Here is a 19,994-nt window from a genome sequence, read left to right on the forward strand (position 1 = left end):
GCTAACGATCGCAAGAAAAATACAAGATACCAATACGCATTGGGAGTAACTAACAGCCGTAGTTTGTGCCGATTTGAACATCGAGAAATTTAATTTATTTAGAAATCGAAGATCTATAGACTTCGCACAAGTGAGCCAGGATATCTATCAACGTCAGCCGATAATCCAGTAACGTTTCATCGCTCCTGCCTTCTAATTTTAGCTGTTTGGAAAATTCATCTATTACTTCCATGTGAATTTCGATAATTTGGGGCACAGGAATATTAGCATAAAATATAGTGTTGATAAATTTGTCAATTTTTTCTTTGAGAGTTTTATCTGTGGTAAAGTAATCAATAAGAATTTGACTGTAATCTGATTTTAGATTGTTTAATAATTCTTGACGTTCTTTTACAGTCATTTGCTCAAAAGCATGTTGCCTTTTTTGCGAGTGACTAGCAAATACATAAAAATGCTTACCATTATCTGCTTCACTAGGATGGCGCTGCAACCAATGTAGTGAATAATTTATTGTTCCAGAGGTAGTTACACCAACAGGTAGATAGCAAAATTGCCCAATAATACCGAAAATAAAGTTATGTATCCAAGGAATTACACCATTTTGGTTGGTGAAATTTGCTTGATTATTTAAATATTTATTAACATTGCTTTGCAAAATGAATATAGGTAATAACATTTATTGTCTATCTATCTCCTCGATCGACTTGACCAAGAAGCGTGGGCTAATTAAGTATGGCAAACGCTTCTAAGGTAATACTGGGTGTGCAGTAAGGTTGTGGTTTCACCCCAAAAAACGCTCTGTGTCAACAGATAGTTCTAGCGACTCAACAACCTGGTGCAGCGACTAAGTTGTAGGGCTGAGTAGGTCTTAGATGAGGTATGTATCGGCAATTTATTATTTGTTTGTATGTGCATATCTATGTATACAGATAGATAGACTTTTTTATTTTTCTCCTTGATAAGATACTTAAACGAACTTAAAGGAATGTCGCATTCTAAATCATTATAATTCCTCAAGGTTCTAAAGCGAATCTTTGGAGCCATAATTGTTTTAGCCGTGGCTATCGATGAGGAGTTTAAATACCAGTAAGACACTGGTGAGGCTATTTGCTAGAAATGAGGAGCGGCAAGAAAAGTTGCCTCTGTTTTAAAGGTCGGATGCCAGCAAGTGTCCGTGAGTGCAAGTCCCATTGTTTTATGGCGTTGAAATCGTAACCAAAATTGCTTATATGAGTCTTCTTAGAGGATATGGCTTCAGGCGCAAAGAACATCGGCAGTTGGCGGATGGGAATGCCGGAGGTTTCCGCAGGAAGAATGACCCCCAAAGCCTTATGTCAATGCTAGATTATCCGCTTTATAACTTTCAAGCAACCGTACCTAGCTGCCCCCAAACAAGTACTCTGGCGGTGGTGTTGGAGATTTTTGAGAAAGAGCAGTGCGATCGCTTGGTAGTAGTTAATCAACAGCAATACCCCATCGGATTGCTGTACTCTGTCCGTTTAATCCAAAAATTCTTAGGCCATAGTGACGATAAAAATTTAAATTTACAGCAATCAATTTCCATTTGGGGGCAAGCTCTCATTGACCCAATACAGACAATACCAGTTTCTGAGCGTGTTGAGCAATTGAGTTGGCGTTTGTGCCAACAACAAGCCCAAAAAGAGCAGAATTTGGATTGGGCGTTGGTTGACTCGGATAATAAATATTTGGGACTAGTGGATACCTCACGGCTGTTGCGATCGCTAGCTAGAGAAAAAATCCCTGGCTCACTCAGTTCTGGCGAACATCCCCATAAATATGATGCCCTGCCCGCTCACTCCCCGGCCCAGATGCCAAATCAACCCCAGTCATTGGCACAGAAGCCACTGTTGAAGTTGTTGGAAACATTGCCTTGGCCTTTAATGTTGGAAACGGGTACTGGCGAGGTAGTAGCCAAAAATCCAGCTTGGTGGCAGCAATTAGGAGTTTTAAAAGACCCAGAAGGAGTCAGACAACAGGTTGAGGCAATACTAGCCCCCGTCCGAACCAAGAAACCAGAATACGTCAAGCAACGAGGGATCAAAGTTCATCCCAATGGTGGGGAAGAACAATCAACCCCACGGGTGTTGGTTAGAAGCGAACCAATGCCCCAATCATGCTTGCCTGCTCTTAACAACCTCAAGGAACAAGAGACAACCACAGAAACGACAACCAGTCGCTGCTTTTTGGATAGTCAGCCAGGTACTTGTACTTGCATTGTCGAAGTGCAAAATGGTCAGGAACGAATCTGGCAATTTGCCAAAATTCCATTAGAGAGTCCAGAGTTGAAGGTGATGAGTGCTGAATCCGAGATGGCACTCAACACTGATTTGTGGTTGGTTTTAGCCACTGATGTCACCGAACAGCAGCAGCTTTGCAAAGAACTCGCAGCCAAAAATGCCGATTTAATTCAACTCAATCGCTTGAAAGATGAGTTTTTAGCTTGTATTAGCCACGAACTGAAAACTCCCCTAACTGCTGTTTTGGGATTATCCAGATTGCTAGTAGATCAGCAGTTGGGAGAACTCAACGAACGTCAAGCGCGTTATGCAGGACTGATTCATCAAAGCGGACGCCATCTGATGAGTGTGGTCAATGACATTTTAGATTTGACCAGGATGGAGACGGGACAAATGGAGCTGACACTAGCCCCAGTTAAAATTCGGGCAGTGTGCGATCGCGCTTTATCTGAGGCCAAAGCCATTCACACTCAAACCAGTAAAGCCACAGTTACACCTACGAGTCCAAATGCCCGTTCATCTGCTCCCCAATTCAGCCTTTCCATTGAATCAGGTCTAGATCAAATTGTTGCCGATGAATTACGCCTGCGCCAGATGCTGATTCATCTACTTTCCAACGCCTTTAAATTCACTGAAGTATCAGGGGAAATTGGGCTGCGGGTGAGTCGTTGGGAAGGATGGATTGCTTTTACAGTTTGGGATACAGGCATTGGTATTCCCGAACATCAGCAACATTTAATATTTCAAAAATTCCAACAACTAGAAAATCCCCTGACTCGCCAGTTTGAAGGCACAGGTTTGGGGTTGGTATTAACTCGCGCCTTGGCTCGTCTCCACGGAGGAGATGTCAGCTTTTTATCTCGTGAAGGTAAAGGTAGCCAGTTCACACTGCTGCTACCGCCGAGTCCGCCCAAGGCAGGTTTTTCAGAGCCAGATCTGGAAAACACAGAAGACACACAAAAACCACACCAACACACACCAGAAGTTCTCACAGCAGCCCGTCAGCATGTTAGTACGTCCCCACAATATCATGCCGCTAGTTCCCAACGGTTGGTTTTAGTAGTCGAAGCAGTAGCTCGATATATTGAAGATTTGACCGAACAACTCAAAAGTTTAGGATATCGCGTAGTGATTGCGCGATCGGGGACAGAAGCAGTAGAAAAAGCTCGGCGATTGCAACCAATAGCAATATTTCTTAATCCCTTGCTACCCTTGCTCTCAGGCTGGGATGTGCTGACGTTACTGAAATCTGACACCGCAACTCGTCATATATCCGTAATTTTGACAGCAACGGCAGCAGAAAAAGAACAAGCATTTGCCAACCGAGCCGATGGCTTTTTAAGCTTGCCAGTAGAACATCAGGTATTGGCACCACTCCTAGAAAAATTATGTACTTCGCAAGGAGCTTTGCAGTTGGGGTCAGATAATAACGCCATCCCAACTAAGACGCCACTGCGAATTCTCAGGTTAGTAAATCCTGAGTTTGAATCGGCTAATCCTCACTCCTCATTGCGAGAACATCGGGTCATTGAAGTTGATGATTTAGATCAGGCAGAACTCTTGGCGCGGGTGTGGCAATTTGATGTAATTTTGCTTGATGTAGAAGGTACCACAGCCCAAACCTATTTACAACAACTAATTCAACACCCACGTTTGGCGGCCATACCGTTGGTTACTTGTGATGTCGCAACTACTCTCAAAGCCTCACAAATACCAGGTTTATCTGTATTTCCTTACTTAACACCATTAGGAAAAGACAGCAGCACTCCCACCGAGAAAACAGATGCCTTAGTATCAGTACTGCAAATTGCTTCTGGTTTTTGCTGCCCTCCCAACATTTTAGTAGTGGATTTGGCTATGTTGCGTGACTTCCCACAAGTAAGACGCAAGCAAGCCAAAGGTTATCGTACACAAAGGAACTCCTCCATTACTCGTGAAACACCTGAACGGGGGTCTGAGTGGTTCCAAGCTTTAATACAATACCTACAAACAGCAGGCTTCAAAGCGGCGATGAGTCCGTGTTGGGCGGAAGTTTTACAACAAATTCGTCATCAAAGTGTTGACTTGTTATTAATTTGCTTAGGAGAATCAGCTATCCATAAAGATGTACTCAAAGCATTGAAAACATTAGGAGATTCGCCTTTAAAGTTACCACCAATTTTAGTACTCAACCAACCATTGAATCGCCCGGAAAGCGTTTCTCGGACTGGGGTTGCTGATAACGAAATTGATAAACAAAAGAAGAATGGATTGGAATCAGTAGAAACTATTGTCAATGCGATCGCTACTCGGATATTACCGCGATCGATCTCAATGGAAGATTTGCTAAACCAAATTAATCAAACTTTAGCTATCAACAGTCAAAATGAAAAATGTTAATGGAGAATAGGGCATGGGGCATGGGGAATAGGGAGTGAGAAAGAAGAATTAATAACCAATGCTCAATACCCAATGCCCAATGCCCAATGCCCAATTATGATATGTCTATTTTTTCCTTCTTCTTTTTTAAGAAAGGAATGCGAATCAAATTATAAGCACCCTTGGTAGATAAATTTTTGTAATCATCTGGCTGTAAGTCCATTTGCAGAAATTTTTTCTGTTCAGCCAACAGCAGTAGCGAAGGTGGTTTTAGACCCTTAGCTGCCTGGTTTTGAAGATGTTCTAGAGTCTCTTGGGGAAATCTGAAATAATTTACGTGAGTTTGACTATAAAATACTACACTCGGCTTTTTAAAGCCAAGCATGACCAATTCCTCATTTGGTTGTCTGACTTCCTGTATAGTTGCAGACAGCTCTCTTAAAGGTAATTGACGTTCGCGATCGATAAAAAATGAAGCAGGCGTCAAGACAAAAATTAAAAACGCTACAAATCCAAGTGCATTTACACTAATTATATAATTCCAGCGACGACTCAGTAGTAATCCCGCAACCAAAACAGCACAAACAAGCCAAATTACGCCACCAATGACAGGTAAACCAGATTGCTTAATTAGTTCGTGGAAGTTGGTTATGGCTGGATCGCTACCTAATATATTGGTAATGTTAAACATTACAGTTGCCAGAACTGATAAAAACCCTACATTAACCCAGCCACTCCAGAGGAGGAAGGACGAGGGGAAGGGGTGACGCGGCGACGCGGGGAGTAATTTCTCCGTGTCCTCTTTCCCCGTGTCTTCTTTCCACGTACTTACAAAAAGGTCGCTCCACAACAGTGCTACTAGGATGGCTGCTGCTGGCATTAAAGGTAATACGTAGCTAGGGAGTTTGGTAACAGCAATGCTAAAAAAGCCAAACACGCCAACAAACCAGAAACCGGCAAATAAACTCAATTGCTGAAAACGTTCTTGAGAGAGCCAGTGCGATCGCTGCCAAAATTTCAGTTTGAATAATGCTACAGGTAAATACACTGAATATGGTGCAAAACCCAGTAACACTATTATAAAGTAAAAATACCAAGGTGCTGAGTGACCATTAACTACTTCTGTGAAGCGTTCTAGGTTGTGATAACCAAAAAAGGCATTAATATAATTCCAGCCATTACGCCAAATCACTAGTGCATACCAGGGTACTGATAACCCAAGAATTATCAGTATACCTAAGAGCAAGCGCATTTCCTGAAATACCTCTCGCAGCTTGCCCACATAAAGCAAAAACGCGATAACAATCAGCCCTGGTAAGACGATTCCCACCGGGCCTTTAGTTAAAATCCCACCAGCAATTAACACATAACAAGCTAAATACCAGTTATTGGGGACTGGGGACTGGCGATTGGCGATTGGGGATTGGGCATTGGTTATCTCCCTTGTCTCCCCATCTCCCCATACTTCTCTACGAGAGGCTGCGCCAACGGCTCCGCTCAGTACAAGTCTCCCCATCTCCTCAGTCCCCCCCTTCGCGTACCCCAGGAAGAAACACAACAAAGCTGATGCCATGCAGCCAGTAAGCAACATATCAGAGACGCCAGTTCTTGCCCAAATTATGGTTTCGCCATTGAGCGCCATCAGGGCTGCTGCCAAAAAGGATATTAAGTAGCGGCGAGTAGGACGTGAAACTTGCTCGAATTCGTCTTGTTTAGCCAAATACCACTGTACAGTGTAAAAAGCTAAACAAATTAAGCCAAATGCAGCGATCGCAGAAGGAAGGCGTACAGCCCATTCATTCACTCCAATAATTGCATAGGCGATCGCTTGACACCAGTAAATTAAAGCAGGTTTATCGAAACGAGTGTCACCATTAAAAAATGGGGTGATCCAATCACCTGTAATGAACATCTGGCGAGAAGCTTCTGCAAACAACGGCTCTGTCTCATCAATCAAGCCAATATTGCCCAAATTCCACACAAAAGCTATCCAGCCAATCATCATCAACCACAAAATCGACGCCGTTATCCCAAGCGTTGAATTTTTTCCCATTTTGTTGAACCACTGATCGACAGTGCTTTTAACACTCAATTTCATTTTCATTAGTCAATAGTCAACAATTACTAATCAATAGTCGTTGGTTATTTATATTTTGTTCTTTTTGAAAAAAACAAATGCTGAATAAGTAATTGAGCAAGATTAATTATACGTGCTTAAGGGGGGGATGAGGGAGATGGGGAATGGGGAGATGGGGAAGTGTGGGGAGTGTGGGGAGTGCGGGAAGTGTGGGGAGATGGGGGGAGTGTGGGGAGTGTGGGGAGTGTGGGGAGAAAGACAATTTATGCCCCCGTCTCTTCCCAGCCCTCCCACACCTCCCACACCTCCCACCCCTCCCACACTTCCTGCTTGCCCCATGCCCAGCCAATTATGGACTCACTACTAGTTGCCATTCTTTGCTTTGGGAATTCCACTTGGGTAGTTGAGTTTCTCCAACAACATAGGGGCCCCAGTAACGGCGGGAGCCATCTTGTGCAAAGGCAACTAAAATATCTCCCTTTTCTACCTTCAAATTATTCTGAGGTAAAGATAAAATCAGTCCCTTGTCGCTACCTTCTTGAGGAGCAAAATCCCAATGTGCCGGGACATCATAGTTAATTTGTTTGCTGCCAGAGCCTTTTGCTACAGACTGCCGCGCCAGTAAGGCTAGTCGCACAGGCTGATTAGTTTGATTGCTCATCCGCAAAGCTCCCTGATCCTTGGGTTTGGTAGCTGATTTATCGCGATTTGCCAAGACAGGATAAGTATTCTCTTTAGTGCTATTTTGCACTTGATTGCTTAGGTTCGTTGCTACAGTCGGTAGGTTACTAGGTACAATATTCTTCTCAGCTGAAATCGCTGTAGATGAAGCTGTACCCCACTCAGAATTATCAGGTGGCAGTTGCGAAGATGTATCTGGATTTGTGGACTCAAACGATACACTTACTCCCAAACATCCCACCAAAGCAACTAGCAGTCCCAAGCAGCAAGCTGTAACACTGAGGTTACGATACACAGAAGATTTCATATTGATTAATAGTTATTAGAAATAAATATTTTGTCTAGGCTTAACCAAATAGTAGCCCTTTCTCATAAAAGGCGATCGCACAAAGTAACCTGATATAAATTTTCCTCAAATTATAGTGAGGAATGTATGATAAATATCATTTTAAGTAACAAACATTTCTAGGAAATAATTCCTTTGATGTTTTACTAGCAAGGAGTGTAGAGATATATTGCTCGGTTTTTGTACGTAAGCTTCCATAAAAAAATAAAAATTAGATACTTAATCAGGAAATACATTTGTATCAAGCAATAAAAGTTTCGTGAAACCGCCAGCGGTCTCAACAAAGCGTTCATTGCCAAACCAGAGTAAATCTAGGTGGTATGTTTCATCTTGTACGCGTAAAAATAGCCTTTTAAGAGGCTATGTACTTGCCTCAAGATGATAAAATATACAAAAAATTTGAATAGACACTGGAAGCCGACCAGATATTTATAATATTAACAAACAAGCTGATGCTAAAACCAATTTTCTTGGTTTCAATATTGATATATTTCAAGGTACGTTGACTTTTTCCCAAAAGTCCCTTTAATGCAAAACACACGTCTTAATAACTTGTTCGATGCCATTGCTAGACAGTTGGGGCAATGGTTTCTAAATCCTTGGCGGCGAATGTCGTTGCTGATAATTAGTTTTTTGTTCGGTTTTTTTCTGGGAAACGCAGCTTCTACCACAGCCGGTCAACGGGCAGAATTAGATATTGTGGTAGCTGGTTTTTTAGTAGTGTTGACGGAAATTACTAGCAGAATATTTTACCGTCAGCCCTTTTTTACCAGGCGATCGCTTTTGGTAGACTCATTAAATCTCCTGAAAGTTGGCTTTACCTACAGCTTATTTCTTGAGGCGTTTAAGTTGGGATCGTGAAGAGACGCAGGGGGGCAGGGGAGCAGAGGGGCAGGGGGGAAATTATGAGTTTGTGGCTGGGTGAAATTTTGGTTTCAGAAGTCAGTGAAAGCTGGCAGCAAGAAGCAAGAGAAGCAGCGTTGGCGGATGGGTTGAGGGCAAAGGCTTTTGGGATTACGGTGGAAAATGTTGATGAGGTAATTGAAAAGCGATCGCATTTACTAAAATCTGTTTTGCCGGCTTTTAATAAGTTCTGCCAAACTATCCTGCAAAGAGAACCCAAGGAAATGTTACAAGTTTTGTGGGACTTGTGGTTGCCTTTGGGAATCAAACTCGCATCGCAGCGCCAAGAGTTGGGACGCCCTTTGATTCAGGGGATTTTGGGAGGACAAGGGACTGGGAAAACCACAATGTGCAAAGTTCTGGGCTTGATTCTCCATCAGTTGGGATACCGGACTGTGAGTTTGTCTTTGGATGACTTATATAAAACTTACAGCGATCGCTTGCTCTTAACACAACAAGATCCCCGCTTGATTTGGCGCGGCCCCCCAGGAACCCACGATATCGACTTAGGTTTAAATGTACTAGATAAAATCCGCGATTTCCAAAGTCCGGTTATGATTCCCCGCTTTGATAAATCTGCGTATGGGGGTGCTGGCGATCGCACTAATCCAGAAATCGTTACAAATATAGATATAGTACTATTTGAAGGCTGGTTTGTGGGTGCGCGACCAATCAACCCAGATTTATTTGATACTGCACCGCCGCCAATTATTACAAACGAAGATAAAGCATTTGCCCGCGATATGAATCTTCGCCTCCACGATTATCTACCACTGTGGGAGCGATTAGACAGTTTAATTGTGTTGTATCCCATTGATTATCGCTGTTCTTTGGAGTGGCGAAAACAGGCAGAACAACAGATGATTGCTGCGGGTAAATCGGGAATGAGCAATGCAGAGATAGAGAAATTTGTCAATTATTTTTGGCGATCGCTTCACCCGGAATTATTCATCAAGCCGTTAGTAAAAGATGCGACAGTGGTTGATTTAGTTATTGAGATAAATGGCGATCGGAGTATTAGGAAAGTAATTCGTAATTCGTAATTAGGCGGACATGATATTGGTTCTCAAGCAAATTAGCTAAAAACACTATAATTTGCTTAAAGCGTGATTTATCCTACTCCTGAAACCAAAAATGCCAGAGGAATCGTTACGGCTTTTCTTTTCTTATTCTCACAAAGACGAAGCTCTACGGGATGAACTAGCTAAACACCTGACCATATTAGAATGGCAGGGCGTGATTTCAAGCTGGCACGATCGCAAGATACTACCTGGAGAGGAGTGGGATCATCAAATTAATGATAATCTAAACACTGCCGATATCATTCTGTTGCTCATCAGTTCAGATTTCCTTTTTTCTAAATATTGTTGGGATGTCGAAGTTAAGAAGGCAATAGAACGTCACAATGCAAGAGAGGCTTGTGTTATCCCAGTTATTCTGCGAAGTGTTGATTGGAGTGGCGCACCATTTGGAAAACTTCAAGCTTTGCCTAAGAATGCTGAACCTGTAGTGTCAAGGAATTGGCACAATCAAGATGAAGCCTTTACAGATGTAGCTAGAGGAATTCGCGCGGCTGCTGAGAAGCTAAAGAAGGAAAGAGACGAACAGCAAAAACAGGAAGCAGAAAGGCTGCGACTACGGAAACAAGAAGAGGAAAATAGAAAGTTACAACAGGAACAAGAAAGGCTGCGGCTACTGGAACAACAACAAGCAGATAGGCTAAAAAGACAGGAAGCAGAAAGACTACGAAGACAACAAGAACAAGAACAAGCAAATAAGCTACAAAGACAACGAGAACAAGAAAAAGCCAATAAGCTGCGACAACAACAGCAATCTACTGGTAAGGATCTCCTCTCTGAGAAAGGTGTAGACTATACGCGGTTGCGCGATTTACTTAAAGCAGAGAATTGGAAAGAAGCGGATAAAGAAACTCTGGCTGTTATGCTTAAAGCCACTGGCAGAGAACAAGAAGGCTGGCTAGATTATAAATCTATTGATAACTTTCCTTGCGCTGACTTACGCACCATTGACCAACTGTGGGTAAAATACAGTGATGGGCACTTTGGGTTTAGTGTGCAAAAGCGAATCTGGGAAAGCGTTGGAAAAGACTACGAAAAGTTTGCCCATCGCATCGGATGGCGAAAAGGAATGTTTTTTAATAAAAACTGGCTATCTTACTCAGACCTGACCTTCACAAGAAATTCTCCGCAAGGACATTTACCTGCCGCCACGGGGATGGATGTAGGGGTCGGGTGGCTTTTTGGGGTCGTGGGTCGGGGGGGTGTGGAGTGGTTGGGTGGAGGGTTTGATGGGGATGGGGGCTGAGGATGGGGCTGAGGTGACGCGAGACTTGCAAACTGTAACATATAAGGCTTACAGTAAATTGTGAAGATTCACAAACAAGTCATTTAGCACGAAGTATTGCGGTTTCTAGGTTTCCGTTACCTGGCACTGTTGTGCTTGTAGCACAATGCTAGCTTTTTGGGTGTCATAGCAATTAGCAAAGATAAATTTGCTCGCTACTTTTTCTATTTCATGGTTAGTTGCTTCCCATTCATCCCAAGGTAGTCTCATACTAATTCGTAATTCGTAATTCGTAATTAGAGAAGTTGTAAAAAGCTCTCTCGATAATTTTAACTAGTTGGGAAACCTCCAGCTTGAAAAATTTGTTCGGCTGTTAAATTCAATTCTGGGAAATTAGGCGAAACGATGCGATTAGTACCTCTAAATTGAGTAACTTGGTATTCACCATCGATTAATTCATAAATAGATATAGTAGGCTGTTTGGGGTTGCCAGTGAATTTTTTTGCGCCTAAACCGAGATAATCTACAACCCAATATTCAGGAATTCCAATAACCTCATATTTACCTTGTTTTGTGTAGTAGTCATCATCCCAATTGGTACTAACTACCTCAACTACCAAGGGAATTGATGCCGCATAACATACAGTTGATTCTTTTTTCCATAATGGCTCATTCACTAAATTCAGACGATTTAATATCAACACATCTGGCGAGTAGGCAGACATGGAATTAGAAGGTTTTATCAGAGCAGTTTTAGGAATTATATAAGGTAAATTTAATCGGTCAAATTCTACTGTTAGTTTTCTGGCTATAAAACCAACTACATCTTCATGGTCTCCAACTGGTTGTGCCATTTCAACAATTATGCCATCATGTAATTCATATCTTCCGCCTTCAGGTCGCCACGCTGCAAATTCATCGAATGTTACTAGTTTAGGTATAGCTTGACTCATAAATTATTACCTTGGCTTGTATGTTGCCTTAGAGGATGTTTGAAAAGTCATGATTGATGTATCAAATATTTTTTACCCCTCCCTAACCCTCCCCTTATAAAGGGGAGGGAACCGGATTTTTCTTGTTTCCCCCCTTTATAAGGGGGGACTAAGGGGGGTAAAAACGCAATTAAAATCACACCCAATCACTTTTCAAACAACCTCTCAATACTTGCTTTTAAAGCTGACAAATTGCTTTTAAAATTTGTAATAACTGACTAGAACGCTCTGTTTCCATTAAATTTAATTCTGGTAACAAATAATAAATCGGGGGATTTCCTTGTTCGATATAGACAAACTGATAACTTCTACCATTAGTCGTTAATCCCCAAGCTGATTTTTGATTCTCTAAATTTTTATAAGAGTATGTAAGTAGCTGAGGTAAACCTGTTGATATATCAATCTGACTATTTTTAGATTCAATTAACAATACCCAAAAATATCTTTGAAGTTTTGTATGTTTAGCTTTACTAACAGCTAAAATATCAAATCTACCTTTAATTTTAATATCTTCATCCTCAACTTCAATATCAGCAACATTTTCCTCTAAAAGAATCTCAATCGGATAGCGATAAAAACCAGCTAATCTTAGCAAAGGTGCAACTGCAAGAAACTTTACCTGACCTTCAGAAACTTTGCCTGCTGTCAGGTAGCGTCGAAAGTCATTTCTAATTTGCAGAAGTTCCTGCTGTTCTGCTTCGGTGAGAGTTTCCAGAGATAAGTAGTTAGAAAATGAATCAGCGTATTGTTCTTGAAAGCCAAACAGACGCTGAACTTCTTCTAAGGATAAATTACGAGCATTGAGAATTGTCATATATTTTTGGTTGATTCAGGTGGAATTCAATCCAAGGCGTTGCTGATTCAGAATATGAATTTAAATCACGCAGAGTCGCAGAGAGTAAGAGTGGATTTTTGAATTTCATATTCAGCAACGCCATAAAATCTATATTAACTCCTGGCTAATTACACAAGGCTTCTTGCAAAAGTCTTTCTTTGTGTTCTCTCCTCTGCGCCTCTGCGTGAGAAAAAATCTAGCTTCAGTCTTACAGAGTAAATGGCTTGCGATTACGTTCTATCAGACGATCCCATTGCATAGTTAAAGTGCTTCCCATTTTTTGCTGTTGTTTTGCCCACACCGATAGTAAGTCTAGGCAAGAGTGATCTATATAAGCCAAGTCTTGCATATAAACATGCAATTCCCTTCCGGGAGGCACAAGTTCTAAAATGTTCGCCAATTTTGGTAACCTCACAAATGTTGCTGCGCCTTGTAAATGAATGTCTATTCGCTGATTATTTTCGTGCTTGATAATTTCGATATTCAGCACAGACATTTTGTGAATTAGTAAAACGGCTGTTAACAGAATCCCAATTAAAACACCTGTGATTAAGTCAGTAACAACAATCCCTATTAAAGTAGCGGAAAATATTACCAGAGGAAAACGTCCATACTTCTTTAATTGGCGAATATGTTCGACTTCGATTAGTTTATATCCAGTAACAACTAGGATTGCTGCCAAACTAGAAATGGGAATTATTTTAAGCAACGTTGGAACTGCAATTACTAAAATTAACAGCCATACACCATGAAGTATGGTTGATAATCTCGTTTTAGCACCGGCTTCTACGTTTACAGAACTGCGGGCTATCACTCCTGTCATGGGCAAAGCACCCAAGAATCCACATATAATGTTGCCAATTCCTTGGGCTGTTAATTCGCGATCGAAATTGGTTCTGGGCCCGGTATGCAGTCGATCTACTGCTACGGCTGAAAGCAAACTTTCTGTACTAGCGATGAATGCAATCACGATCGCATCAATCAAAACTGGTGCCTGAATTAAGCGTGGTAAGCTGGCAGGTGTTGGTAACTGAATTGCTTGTAGCAGATTTCCAGGTACATCAACATACTGAATCGGGAATCGATATACTGTGGCGATCGCAGTACCAATTACAACCCCGACAAGCGCACCAGGTATCAACTTCAAACTCCTGGGTTTAAATTTCTCCCACAGCAGAAGGCTGATAATAGTTGTTGCACCTATGAGTGCTGCAAGGTGATGAACGCTACTATCTATAGGAAACAAAGCTTTGTAGATGGCGTTGGGAATAGTTAGTAAATTCTCAATCCCATGTATGCGCGGTTTGTCGTCTAGCATGACATGAAATTGGGAAGCGAAGATTAATACCCCAATACCTGCAAGCATTCCATAAATTACAGCCGGTGACATGGCGCGAAACAACTGGCCAAGTTTAAATATACCTGCGAGTAATTGAATTAAACCGGCTAACAGCAGAATCGGCCCAACCATTTCAATGCCATATTGTTGGACTACTTCTGCGACAACCACCGCTAGTCCAGCAGCCGGGCCACTAACTAGCATTGGAGAACCAGAAACCGCACCAACAATAATTCCGCCCACTATTCCTGTAATTATGCCGCGGGATGGCGGAAGTCCCGAAGCGATCGCAATACCCATACAAAGAGGGAGGGCGACAAGAAATACCACAAATGATGCTGGTACTTCGGTAGTAAATGAGGATTTGTCTACGATCGTTTTCAAATTTCTCATTTGCTTATCCTCCAATGAAAAGTTTTCAATTTTTGACGTGGCAAAATGAACCATGACAATGCAGCACAAACTGGGTTTGCATTGAATAGTTCAAACATATTTACTGGGTTTTAATTACATCATGGCTACAGTGGTATATTCAGCCCTCAAGTAGTAAACGCGCAATCATCAAGATAAATTTATTTGTATCTATGACTATCATTTACATTTCTTAATGATTACAAACCCATGATAACAGTAGAGTTAGCTGATGGATAATACATAACTTTTTCTATTGGATTGGTAGCAAAAGGTAAAGTAAATTTGCACGATCGCTTGAATTTCGAGGAAAATAAGGTATAATTCACAGCCCTCAGTTGCGATCGCTAACGTTATTTATTAATCGCTAAAGTGAAGTACAGAAAAAATGTTTTTAAACGCAAAGGAACGCAAAGTCAAACGCAGAGGTACACAGAGGTTTATCCAATTTGATTAGTGATGCACTCTATCCTATTTCTTCTGGCGTTTGACGGGATTCATCCAAGCTTCCAAGAGGCTAAATGCTTGGGAAGAAATTAATGTCAAACATAAATAAACTACCGCTACACCTGCATAAATTTCAAAGGCGCGATAGTTATCAGCAACAATTAGCTGTCCTTTGCGGAATAATTCTTCAAAACCAATCACTGCAACTAAACTTGTATCTTTCAACAAACTGATAAATTCATTACCCAAGGGTGGAATCATCCGCCGGAATGCTTGGGGGAAAATCACATATCTCATAGTTTGCACGGGACTCAAACCTAATGATTGTGCTGCTTCACCTTGTCCTGCTTCAATAGATTGAATCCCAGCACGGACAACTTCTGCAATATAAGCGGCGCTATTTAAACTTAAAGCAATGACTCCAGCTACTAGGCGATCGAAAGTAAATGTTGAACCAAGTTGTTGCAAAATTGCGGGTAACCCAAAGTAAATCATAAAAATTTGCACTAGCAAAGGCGTTCCCCGAAAAAAATCTACATAAGCCCTTGCTAGCCAACGCAAAGGTGCAATATGAGAAAGGCGAATAATTCCAATTGAAGAACCACCAATTAAACCAAACACTACAGAAAGTATTGTCAATTGCAACGTTACCAAAGCACCCTGTAATAAAGTCGGAACAGCCTGTAAAATCACATTAATTGACGTAAATATTCCGGGGACATCTGCGCTATTTTGATTCTCAAACGGTGATGTAACTGGTAATGATGACGGCGGTTCGGCTTTAAACCATTTTTGGTAAATTTGCGAATAAGCGCCATTTTTCAAAACGTTATTCAAACCTTCATTGATTAATGCCAGATTCGGCGAATTTTTTGCAGTCGCAATTCCATAAAATTCTTCTGTCAGCAATTGTTCTACAACTTTAATTCCCTTGAGATTCCCTGTATTAATAGCATATAAAGTTACAGGTGCATCATTAATTACCGCATCTACATTACCATTAAGTAATTCTTGTAAAGCCAGAGGTGCTGAATCAAAACTGCGAATTTGTACGCCAGGTATACTCTTAGCTTTGGCTGCACCAGTTGTGCCAATTTGTACGGCAATTTTTTTATTTTTGAGACTGTCAAAGCCAGTAATATTTTGATTATCGGCGCGAATGGCGATCGCCAACCCAGCTTTAAAATAAGGACGAGAAAAAGAAACCGTCTTTGCCCTCTCCTCTGTAATCGTAATCGAACTAATGGCTGCATCTACCGTTTTGGCTTGGAGTGCTGGGATAATGCCATCAAAAGGCAGACTTTGAAAATTTACTTTAAAGTTGGCAGCAGTACCAACAGCATTCATCAAATCAATAGAAAAACCTTGCAATTCTCCACCTTGTCCTTGAAACTCGAAAGGTGGAAACGCGGGTTCAGTAGCAACCCGCAGAGTTTTTCCCCTGCTAGGATTCACAGCACAGCCAGCTAATAATAAACAGCTAAAACTTATAACTAGACATAAACGCAACCAACGGATAAAACCAAATTTAGGCATATTTGTTAAACCTTTTTTCTCGCGCAAAGGCGCATAGACGCAAAGAAGAAGATTAAAGAAACACTGTCTTAGCGATTCGTTAAAAATATTCAGTAAGCGGACATAATTAAATGTAAAATCCAAACCAGCAAAACCTTTGACTGTTGAGGGTTTTACCTTCTGCCTTCTGCCTCCTGCCTTTTGCTTACAATCAACTTTAGAGCAGCTTGATACAACCAATGAACAATTCTATCCCGGCAATTATTTTTGACAATATCGAAAAAAGCTTTGGTTCTCTAAAAGTCCTCAAAGGAATTACAGGCGAAATAAAGCGGGGAGAAGTGGTTGCAGTTATTGGTTCTTCAGGCTGTGGTAAAAGTACTCTGCTGCGCTGCTTTAACGGTTTGGAAACTATCGACAATGGACGGTTGATAGTTAACGGTATCAATTTATCCAGAACCAGTGTCAACTATAACCAGCTGCGGCAACTACGGACGCAAGTAGGCATGGTTTTCCAGCAATTCAATTTGTTTCCTCATCTGAGCGTTTTGGAAAATATGACACTTGCGCCGCGTAAAGTACTGGGAAAAACACCAAAAGAAAGCGCCCAACTAGCGGGGTTATATCTGGAAAAAGTCGGTTTATTTGACAAAGCCTCTGCTTATCCCGAACAACTATCTGGGGGACAAAAGCAGCGAGTAGCGATCGCCCGCAGTTTATGTATGAATCCCCAGATCATGCTATTCGACGAACCTACCAGCGCCTTAGATCCGGAACTCGTCGGTGAAGTTCTCCAAGTAATGCAACAGTTAGCGGTAGAAGGTATGACTATGGCGATCGTTACCCATGAAATGCAGTTTGCCAAAGAAGTAGCCCATCGGCTGATTTTTTTAGATAAAGGCATTATCGCAGAACAAGGTTCAGCCTACGAGGTTCTCACCAATCCGCAAAGCGATCGCCTGCGTACTTTCCTCAGTCGGCTTCAAATAATTCGTAATTCGTAATCCTTGGCAAAAAACTGGCTTTTCAGACGCGATTCATCGCGTCTCTACATGAATACTTTTATTATTTAGGCTTACTCCCTACTCCCCATTCTTCAAAGATATTCACGCAAGAAATCAAACGGGTCATCTTCCCAACAAGGTTCAGGTATCAGCCAAAACAAATTAGTGTGGATGTCGGCTTCAATTTCATCGCCGTCATCTCTGTCAAATAGTTCTGTTAAAGCTGTCCAATCACGGTCTCTAAGTGATGTTAACGATGTGGTATATACCTGAAGATTAGTTGGGTAATTCACGCGCGAAATTCTAATTTAGTGCTGCGAAATGTTTGTTTAATACTTTCTAAATAATTAGATTATAACTTTGATAACCCTAGTTCAATAGCTACTTTAATACTATGAACAATAGATGACTCCTATAAGTGTCTCACAATTTAAATCAGACTGGTATAGTATTTATTACATAATTTGCAGTTCAATTTATTCATACTGAAAAAATCATTCAGGCTGTGATTCTACTACTTCTACTCCAAACACTTCTGCAAAGCACTGGGCTACATGAAAACGCACTTCTTCGCAGGTAATATTGGGAATCCATTCGGCTAAACTGCCTACGGGTTTATCAGAAATACCGCAGGGTACAATGCGCTCAAAGCCTGTCATGTCTGGACAAACATTTAATGCAAAGCCGTGCATGGTAATCCAACGGCTGACTTTTATGCCAATAGCGGCAACTTTTCGTCCTTGTAACCAAACGCCAGTAAAAGCCGGAATTCTTTCTCCCTGCAATTTATAAACTGCTAATACGCGAATTAATACTTCTTCAAGTTGGCGTAAGTACCAGTGCAAGTCTTTTTGATAACGTTGCAGATTTAAAATTGGATACCCCACCAGTTGACCGGGACAATGGTATGTAACTTCGCCACCGCGTTCAACTCGATGCACATCATACCCACTGTTTACCCTGAGCGTAGCCGAAGGGTCAATATCAAATTTGAGAAAATCTGAGTTGGCTCCTTGTCCCAAAGTATAGACGGGTGGATGTTCGAGGAGAATTAACACATCATCTAGACTGGGGTCGTGGATGCGTTGAGTAAGGAGCGATCGCTGCCATGCATGAGCGTCTAAGTAAGGCATCAATCCTTGGTTATAGAGCAAACAACGGTTTTGGGATAACTTATTACTATGAATCATGCCAAAAATCAACTGTGAAAAGAACGAAATATATTTCAACTTACAGGAATAGAATCAAAAAATGTCAAGCTTTGCAAAGGATTTTAAAGGAACGTCAAGGGAACATGCATCTTAAAATACAAAGTGCTAGCTTGAATATATAACCTTAATAGGTGTTGGGAGGAATTCTCTACAATCAGCATCAGGCCAAGAGAATAGAAATGAATATACTGGCTGATGACTCTAATAACATTGTTTGCATTTCAAACAAAATCTACTTCCACCAAACTTGTGTTCTTTATCAACAGCAAGCAAGCAAACCTCAACCGGACGCACAAGGAGCAACTATCAACAGTTCTGTAAGCCTTGCTTTAAAAGAAAAAGTAGTGACAACTGCTAGTGTTAAGATTTCTTCATCAAAGAGTTCTAAGTCTATATCCAATTGGATATTAGCGCAGAGATGAGGAGATAAATTAAGGATATCCTTGAAAAAACTCAGATGCAGCGAGTTTAAAGACAGCACAGCAGCAGTAAATGAGAAAAGTTCACAATTTGTTTTGGCGGGAGTGATATACCTTACCGCAACTTCTTTTCATACAAAGCAAATTCACACATCCAAATATTCAGCGGGAGAGTTTACATGAAGCTTGTCATCCACGGCAAAAATATTGAAATTACCGATGCAATTCGTGAGTATGTACATCAAAAAATTGAAAAAGCAGTTAATCATTTTCAGAACATTACCAATGAAGTGGATGTGCATCTTAGCGTAGCCCGGAATCCTCGAATTAGTCCTAGACAAGCAGCTGAAGTAACTATTTATGCCAATGGCAGCGTGATTCGTGCAGAGGAAAGCAGCGAAAACTTATACGCCAGCATTGACTTAGTGGCAGATAAAATTGCCCGTCAACTGCGTAAATACAAAGAACGGCGTCAAGATCACAAAACTCATGCCCAACCAACAGAAGAAGTTGTTGCAGAGTCAGTAGTCACAGATTTAATTGGCGATCGCACTCCCGAATTACCTAGCGAAGTTGTCCGCACCAAATATTTTTCCATGCCTCCTATGACCCTTGCAGAAGCTTTGGAACAACTGCAACTCGTAGGACACGACTTTTACATGTTCCGCAATATTGAAACAGGAGAGATAAACGTCATTTACGAACGTAACCACGGCGGTTATGGCGTAATTCAACCCCGCAATGGTAACGGCCATACCAACGGCAAGAATGGCAAGTCAGCCCATGCGAATGTTGCTATGTCGGAAAAGTCGCATATTAAATAGGGTATGGGGCATGGGGCATAGGGCATAGCGAATAGGGAGATGGGGAGCAGTTCTTGAGTAGGGAAGGCAG

General features: G+C 41.5%; 18 protein-coding genes. 7 read left to right on the forward strand and 11 right to left on the reverse strand.

All coding sequences use genetic code 11. The features are described 5' to 3' along the window. Positions 1 to 94: 94 nt before the first annotated feature. Entirely contained in the window at positions 95 to 676 is a 582-nt protein-coding gene (locus H6H03_RS22660; RefSeq protein WP_190957323.1) for a KaiA family protein, read from the reverse strand. 655 nt (positions 677 to 1,331) lie between these two features. Between H6H03_RS22660 and H6H03_RS22665 the strand changes: the two genes are divergently transcribed. Next, complete coding sequence (locus H6H03_RS22665; protein WP_190957354.1) at positions 1,332 to 4,637, forward strand: ATP-binding protein; 3,306 nt, start codon at positions 1,332 to 1,334, stop codon at positions 4,635 to 4,637. 94 nt (positions 4,638 to 4,731) lie between these two features. Here the strand turns inward: H6H03_RS22665 and H6H03_RS22670 are convergent, their stop codons facing one another. From H6H03_RS22670 to H6H03_RS22680, 3 genes are all read right to left on the reverse strand, one after another. After that, complete coding sequence (locus H6H03_RS22670) at positions 4,732 to 6,720, reverse strand: ArnT family glycosyltransferase (RefSeq protein ID WP_190957324.1); 1,989 nt, start codon at positions 6,718 to 6,720, stop codon at positions 4,732 to 4,734. A gap of 96 nt (positions 6,721 to 6,816) precedes the next feature. Continuing rightward, positions 6,817 to 7,032 (reverse strand): hypothetical protein, encoded by a 216-nt coding sequence (locus tag H6H03_RS22675; protein WP_190957325.1) that lies wholly within the window; start codon positions 7,030 to 7,032, stop codon positions 6,817 to 6,819. Positions 7,033 to 7,042: 10 nt separating this feature from the next. After that, positions 7,043 to 7,681, reverse strand: a complete 639-nt coding sequence (locus tag H6H03_RS22680) for a hypothetical protein (RefSeq protein WP_190957326.1) — start codon at positions 7,679 to 7,681, stop codon at positions 7,043 to 7,045. A 567-nt stretch (positions 7,682 to 8,248) separates the two neighbouring features. Between H6H03_RS22680 and H6H03_RS22685 the strand changes: the two genes are divergently transcribed. The 3 genes from H6H03_RS22685 (at position 8,249) to H6H03_RS22695 (ending at position 10,948) form a co-directional block, all read left to right on the forward strand. Beyond that, positions 8,249 to 8,581 carry a DUF565 domain-containing protein gene (locus H6H03_RS22685; protein ID WP_096540962.1) on the forward strand — a complete coding sequence of 111 codons (333 nt, stop codon included), beginning with the start codon at positions 8,249 to 8,251 and terminating at the stop codon, positions 8,579 to 8,581. 44 nt (positions 8,582 to 8,625) lie between these two features. Next, positions 8,626 to 9,666 carry a glycerate kinase gene (locus H6H03_RS22690; protein ID WP_190957327.1) on the forward strand — a complete coding sequence of 347 codons (1,041 nt, stop codon included), beginning with the start codon at positions 8,626 to 8,628 and terminating at the stop codon, positions 9,664 to 9,666. Positions 9,667 to 9,757: 91 nt separating this feature from the next. Continuing rightward, positions 9,758 to 10,948 (forward strand): GUN4 domain-containing protein, encoded by a 1,191-nt coding sequence (locus tag H6H03_RS22695; RefSeq protein WP_190957328.1) that lies wholly within the window; start codon positions 9,758 to 9,760, stop codon positions 10,946 to 10,948. Positions 10,949 to 11,053: 105 nt separating this feature from the next. Here the strand turns inward: H6H03_RS22695 and H6H03_RS22700 are convergent, their stop codons facing one another. The 5 genes from H6H03_RS22700 to H6H03_RS22720 form a co-directional block, all read right to left on the reverse strand. Beyond that, a complete protein-coding gene (locus tag H6H03_RS22700; protein ID WP_190957329.1) occupies positions 11,054 to 11,197 on the reverse strand; it encodes a hypothetical protein in 144 nt (47 codons plus the stop codon). A gap of 59 nt (positions 11,198 to 11,256) precedes the next feature. Beyond that, positions 11,257 to 11,880 carry a Uma2 family endonuclease gene (locus H6H03_RS22705; RefSeq protein WP_190957330.1) on the reverse strand — a complete coding sequence of 208 codons (624 nt, stop codon included), beginning with the start codon at positions 11,878 to 11,880 and terminating at the stop codon, positions 11,257 to 11,259. Positions 11,881 to 12,097: 217 nt separating this feature from the next. Beyond that, a complete protein-coding gene (locus H6H03_RS22710) occupies positions 12,098 to 12,733 on the reverse strand; it encodes a restriction endonuclease subunit R (RefSeq protein WP_190957331.1) in 636 nt (211 codons plus the stop codon). Between the two features lie 229 nt (positions 12,734 to 12,962). Beyond that, positions 12,963 to 14,486, reverse strand: a complete 1,524-nt coding sequence (locus H6H03_RS22715) for a SulP family inorganic anion transporter (protein WP_190957332.1) — start codon at positions 14,484 to 14,486, stop codon at positions 12,963 to 12,965. Positions 14,487 to 14,975: 489 nt separating this feature from the next. After that, positions 14,976 to 16,487, reverse strand: coding sequence for an ABC transporter permease subunit (locus tag H6H03_RS22720; protein WP_190957333.1), 1,512 nt, complete (start codon positions 16,485 to 16,487; stop codon positions 14,976 to 14,978). Between the two features lie 218 nt (positions 16,488 to 16,705). Here H6H03_RS22720 and H6H03_RS22725 point away from each other — a divergent pair, with 218 nt between their 5' ends. After that, positions 16,706 to 17,470: an amino acid ABC transporter ATP-binding protein gene (locus H6H03_RS22725; protein ID WP_190957334.1), complete on the forward strand. Its 765-nt coding sequence runs from the start codon at positions 16,706 to 16,708 to the stop codon at positions 17,468 to 17,470. 92 nt (positions 17,471 to 17,562) lie between these two features. On the opposite strand, the gene H6H03_RS22730 is transcribed toward H6H03_RS22725, so the two are convergent. Both H6H03_RS22730 and lipB read right to left on the reverse strand, forming a co-directional pair. Then, the gene (locus tag H6H03_RS22730; protein WP_190957335.1) at positions 17,563 to 17,763 is read right to left on the reverse strand and encodes a hypothetical protein; all 201 of its coding nucleotides are present in this window, start codon (positions 17,761 to 17,763) and stop codon (positions 17,563 to 17,565) included. 201 nt (positions 17,764 to 17,964) lie between these two features. After that, the gene (gene lipB, locus H6H03_RS22735) at positions 17,965 to 18,660 is read right to left on the reverse strand and encodes a lipoyl(octanoyl) transferase LipB (protein ID WP_190957336.1); all 696 of its coding nucleotides are present in this window, start codon (positions 18,658 to 18,660) and stop codon (positions 17,965 to 17,967) included. 200 nt (positions 18,661 to 18,860) lie between these two features. Here lipB and H6H03_RS22740 point away from each other — a divergent pair, with 200 nt between their 5' ends. After that, on the forward strand, positions 18,861 to 19,103 hold the full coding sequence (locus tag H6H03_RS22740; RefSeq protein WP_190957337.1) for a hypothetical protein: 243 nt from the start codon (positions 18,861 to 18,863) through the stop codon (positions 19,101 to 19,103). Positions 19,104 to 19,279: 176 nt separating this feature from the next. Continuing rightward, positions 19,280 to 19,924, forward strand: coding sequence for a ribosome hibernation-promoting factor, HPF/YfiA family (gene hpf / locus H6H03_RS22745; protein ID WP_190957338.1), 645 nt, complete (start codon positions 19,280 to 19,282; stop codon positions 19,922 to 19,924). Positions 19,925 to 19,994: the final 70 nt, after the last annotated feature.

Origin of the sequence: Nostoc paludosum FACHB-159, from assembly GCF_014698835.1 — a bacterium.
Classification (GTDB): Bacteria; Cyanobacteriota; Cyanobacteriia; order Cyanobacteriales; family Nostocaceae; genus Nostoc; species Nostoc paludosum.

Bases quoted from the DNA above. Each gene is read 5' to 3' on its own strand.
- H6H03_RS22685 (WP_096540962.1), top strand. From the start codon at position 8,249: ATGCAAAACACACGTCTTAATAACTTGTTCGATGCCATTGCTAGACAG.
- H6H03_RS22670 (WP_190957324.1), bottom strand. From the start codon at position 6,720: ATGAAAATGAAATTGAGTGTTAAAAGCACTGTCGATCAGTGGTTCAAC.
- H6H03_RS22740 (WP_190957337.1), top strand. From the start codon at position 18,861: ATGAATATACTGGCTGATGACTCTAATAACATTGTTTGCATTTCAAAC.
- H6H03_RS22700 (WP_190957329.1), bottom strand. From the start codon at position 11,197: ATGAGACTACCTTGGGATGAATGGGAAGCAACTAACCATGAAATAGAA.
- H6H03_RS22715 (WP_190957332.1), bottom strand. From the start codon at position 14,486: ATGAGAAATTTGAAAACGATCGTAGACAAATCCTCATTTACTACCGAA.
- H6H03_RS22720 (WP_190957333.1), bottom strand. From the start codon at position 16,487: ATGCCTAAATTTGGTTTTATCCGTTGGTTGCGTTTATGTCTAGTTATA.
- H6H03_RS22725 (WP_190957334.1), top strand. From the start codon at position 16,706: ATGAACAATTCTATCCCGGCAATTATTTTTGACAATATCGAAAAAAGC.
- H6H03_RS22690 (WP_190957327.1), top strand. From the start codon at position 8,626: ATGAGTTTGTGGCTGGGTGAAATTTTGGTTTCAGAAGTCAGTGAAAGC.
- H6H03_RS22665 (WP_190957354.1), top strand. From the start codon at position 1,332: ATGTCAATGCTAGATTATCCGCTTTATAACTTTCAAGCAACCGTACCT.
- H6H03_RS22675 (WP_190957325.1), bottom strand. From the start codon at position 7,032: ATGGGGCAAGCAGGAAGTGTGGGAGGGGTGGGAGGTGTGGGAGGTGTG.
- H6H03_RS22705 (WP_190957330.1), bottom strand. From the start codon at position 11,880: ATGAGTCAAGCTATACCTAAACTAGTAACATTCGATGAATTTGCAGCG.
- H6H03_RS22680 (WP_190957326.1), bottom strand. From the start codon at position 7,681: ATGAAATCTTCTGTGTATCGTAACCTCAGTGTTACAGCTTGCTGCTTG.
- H6H03_RS22710 (WP_190957331.1), bottom strand. From the start codon at position 12,733: ATGACAATTCTCAATGCTCGTAATTTATCCTTAGAAGAAGTTCAGCGT.
- H6H03_RS22695 (WP_190957328.1), top strand. From the start codon at position 9,758: ATGCCAGAGGAATCGTTACGGCTTTTCTTTTCTTATTCTCACAAAGAC.
- lipB (WP_190957336.1), bottom strand. From the start codon at position 18,660: ATGATTCATAGTAATAAGTTATCCCAAAACCGTTGTTTGCTCTATAAC.
- hpf (WP_190957338.1), top strand. From the start codon at position 19,280: ATGAAGCTTGTCATCCACGGCAAAAATATTGAAATTACCGATGCAATT.
- H6H03_RS22660 (WP_190957323.1), bottom strand. From the start codon at position 676: ATGTTATTACCTATATTCATTTTGCAAAGCAATGTTAATAAATATTTA.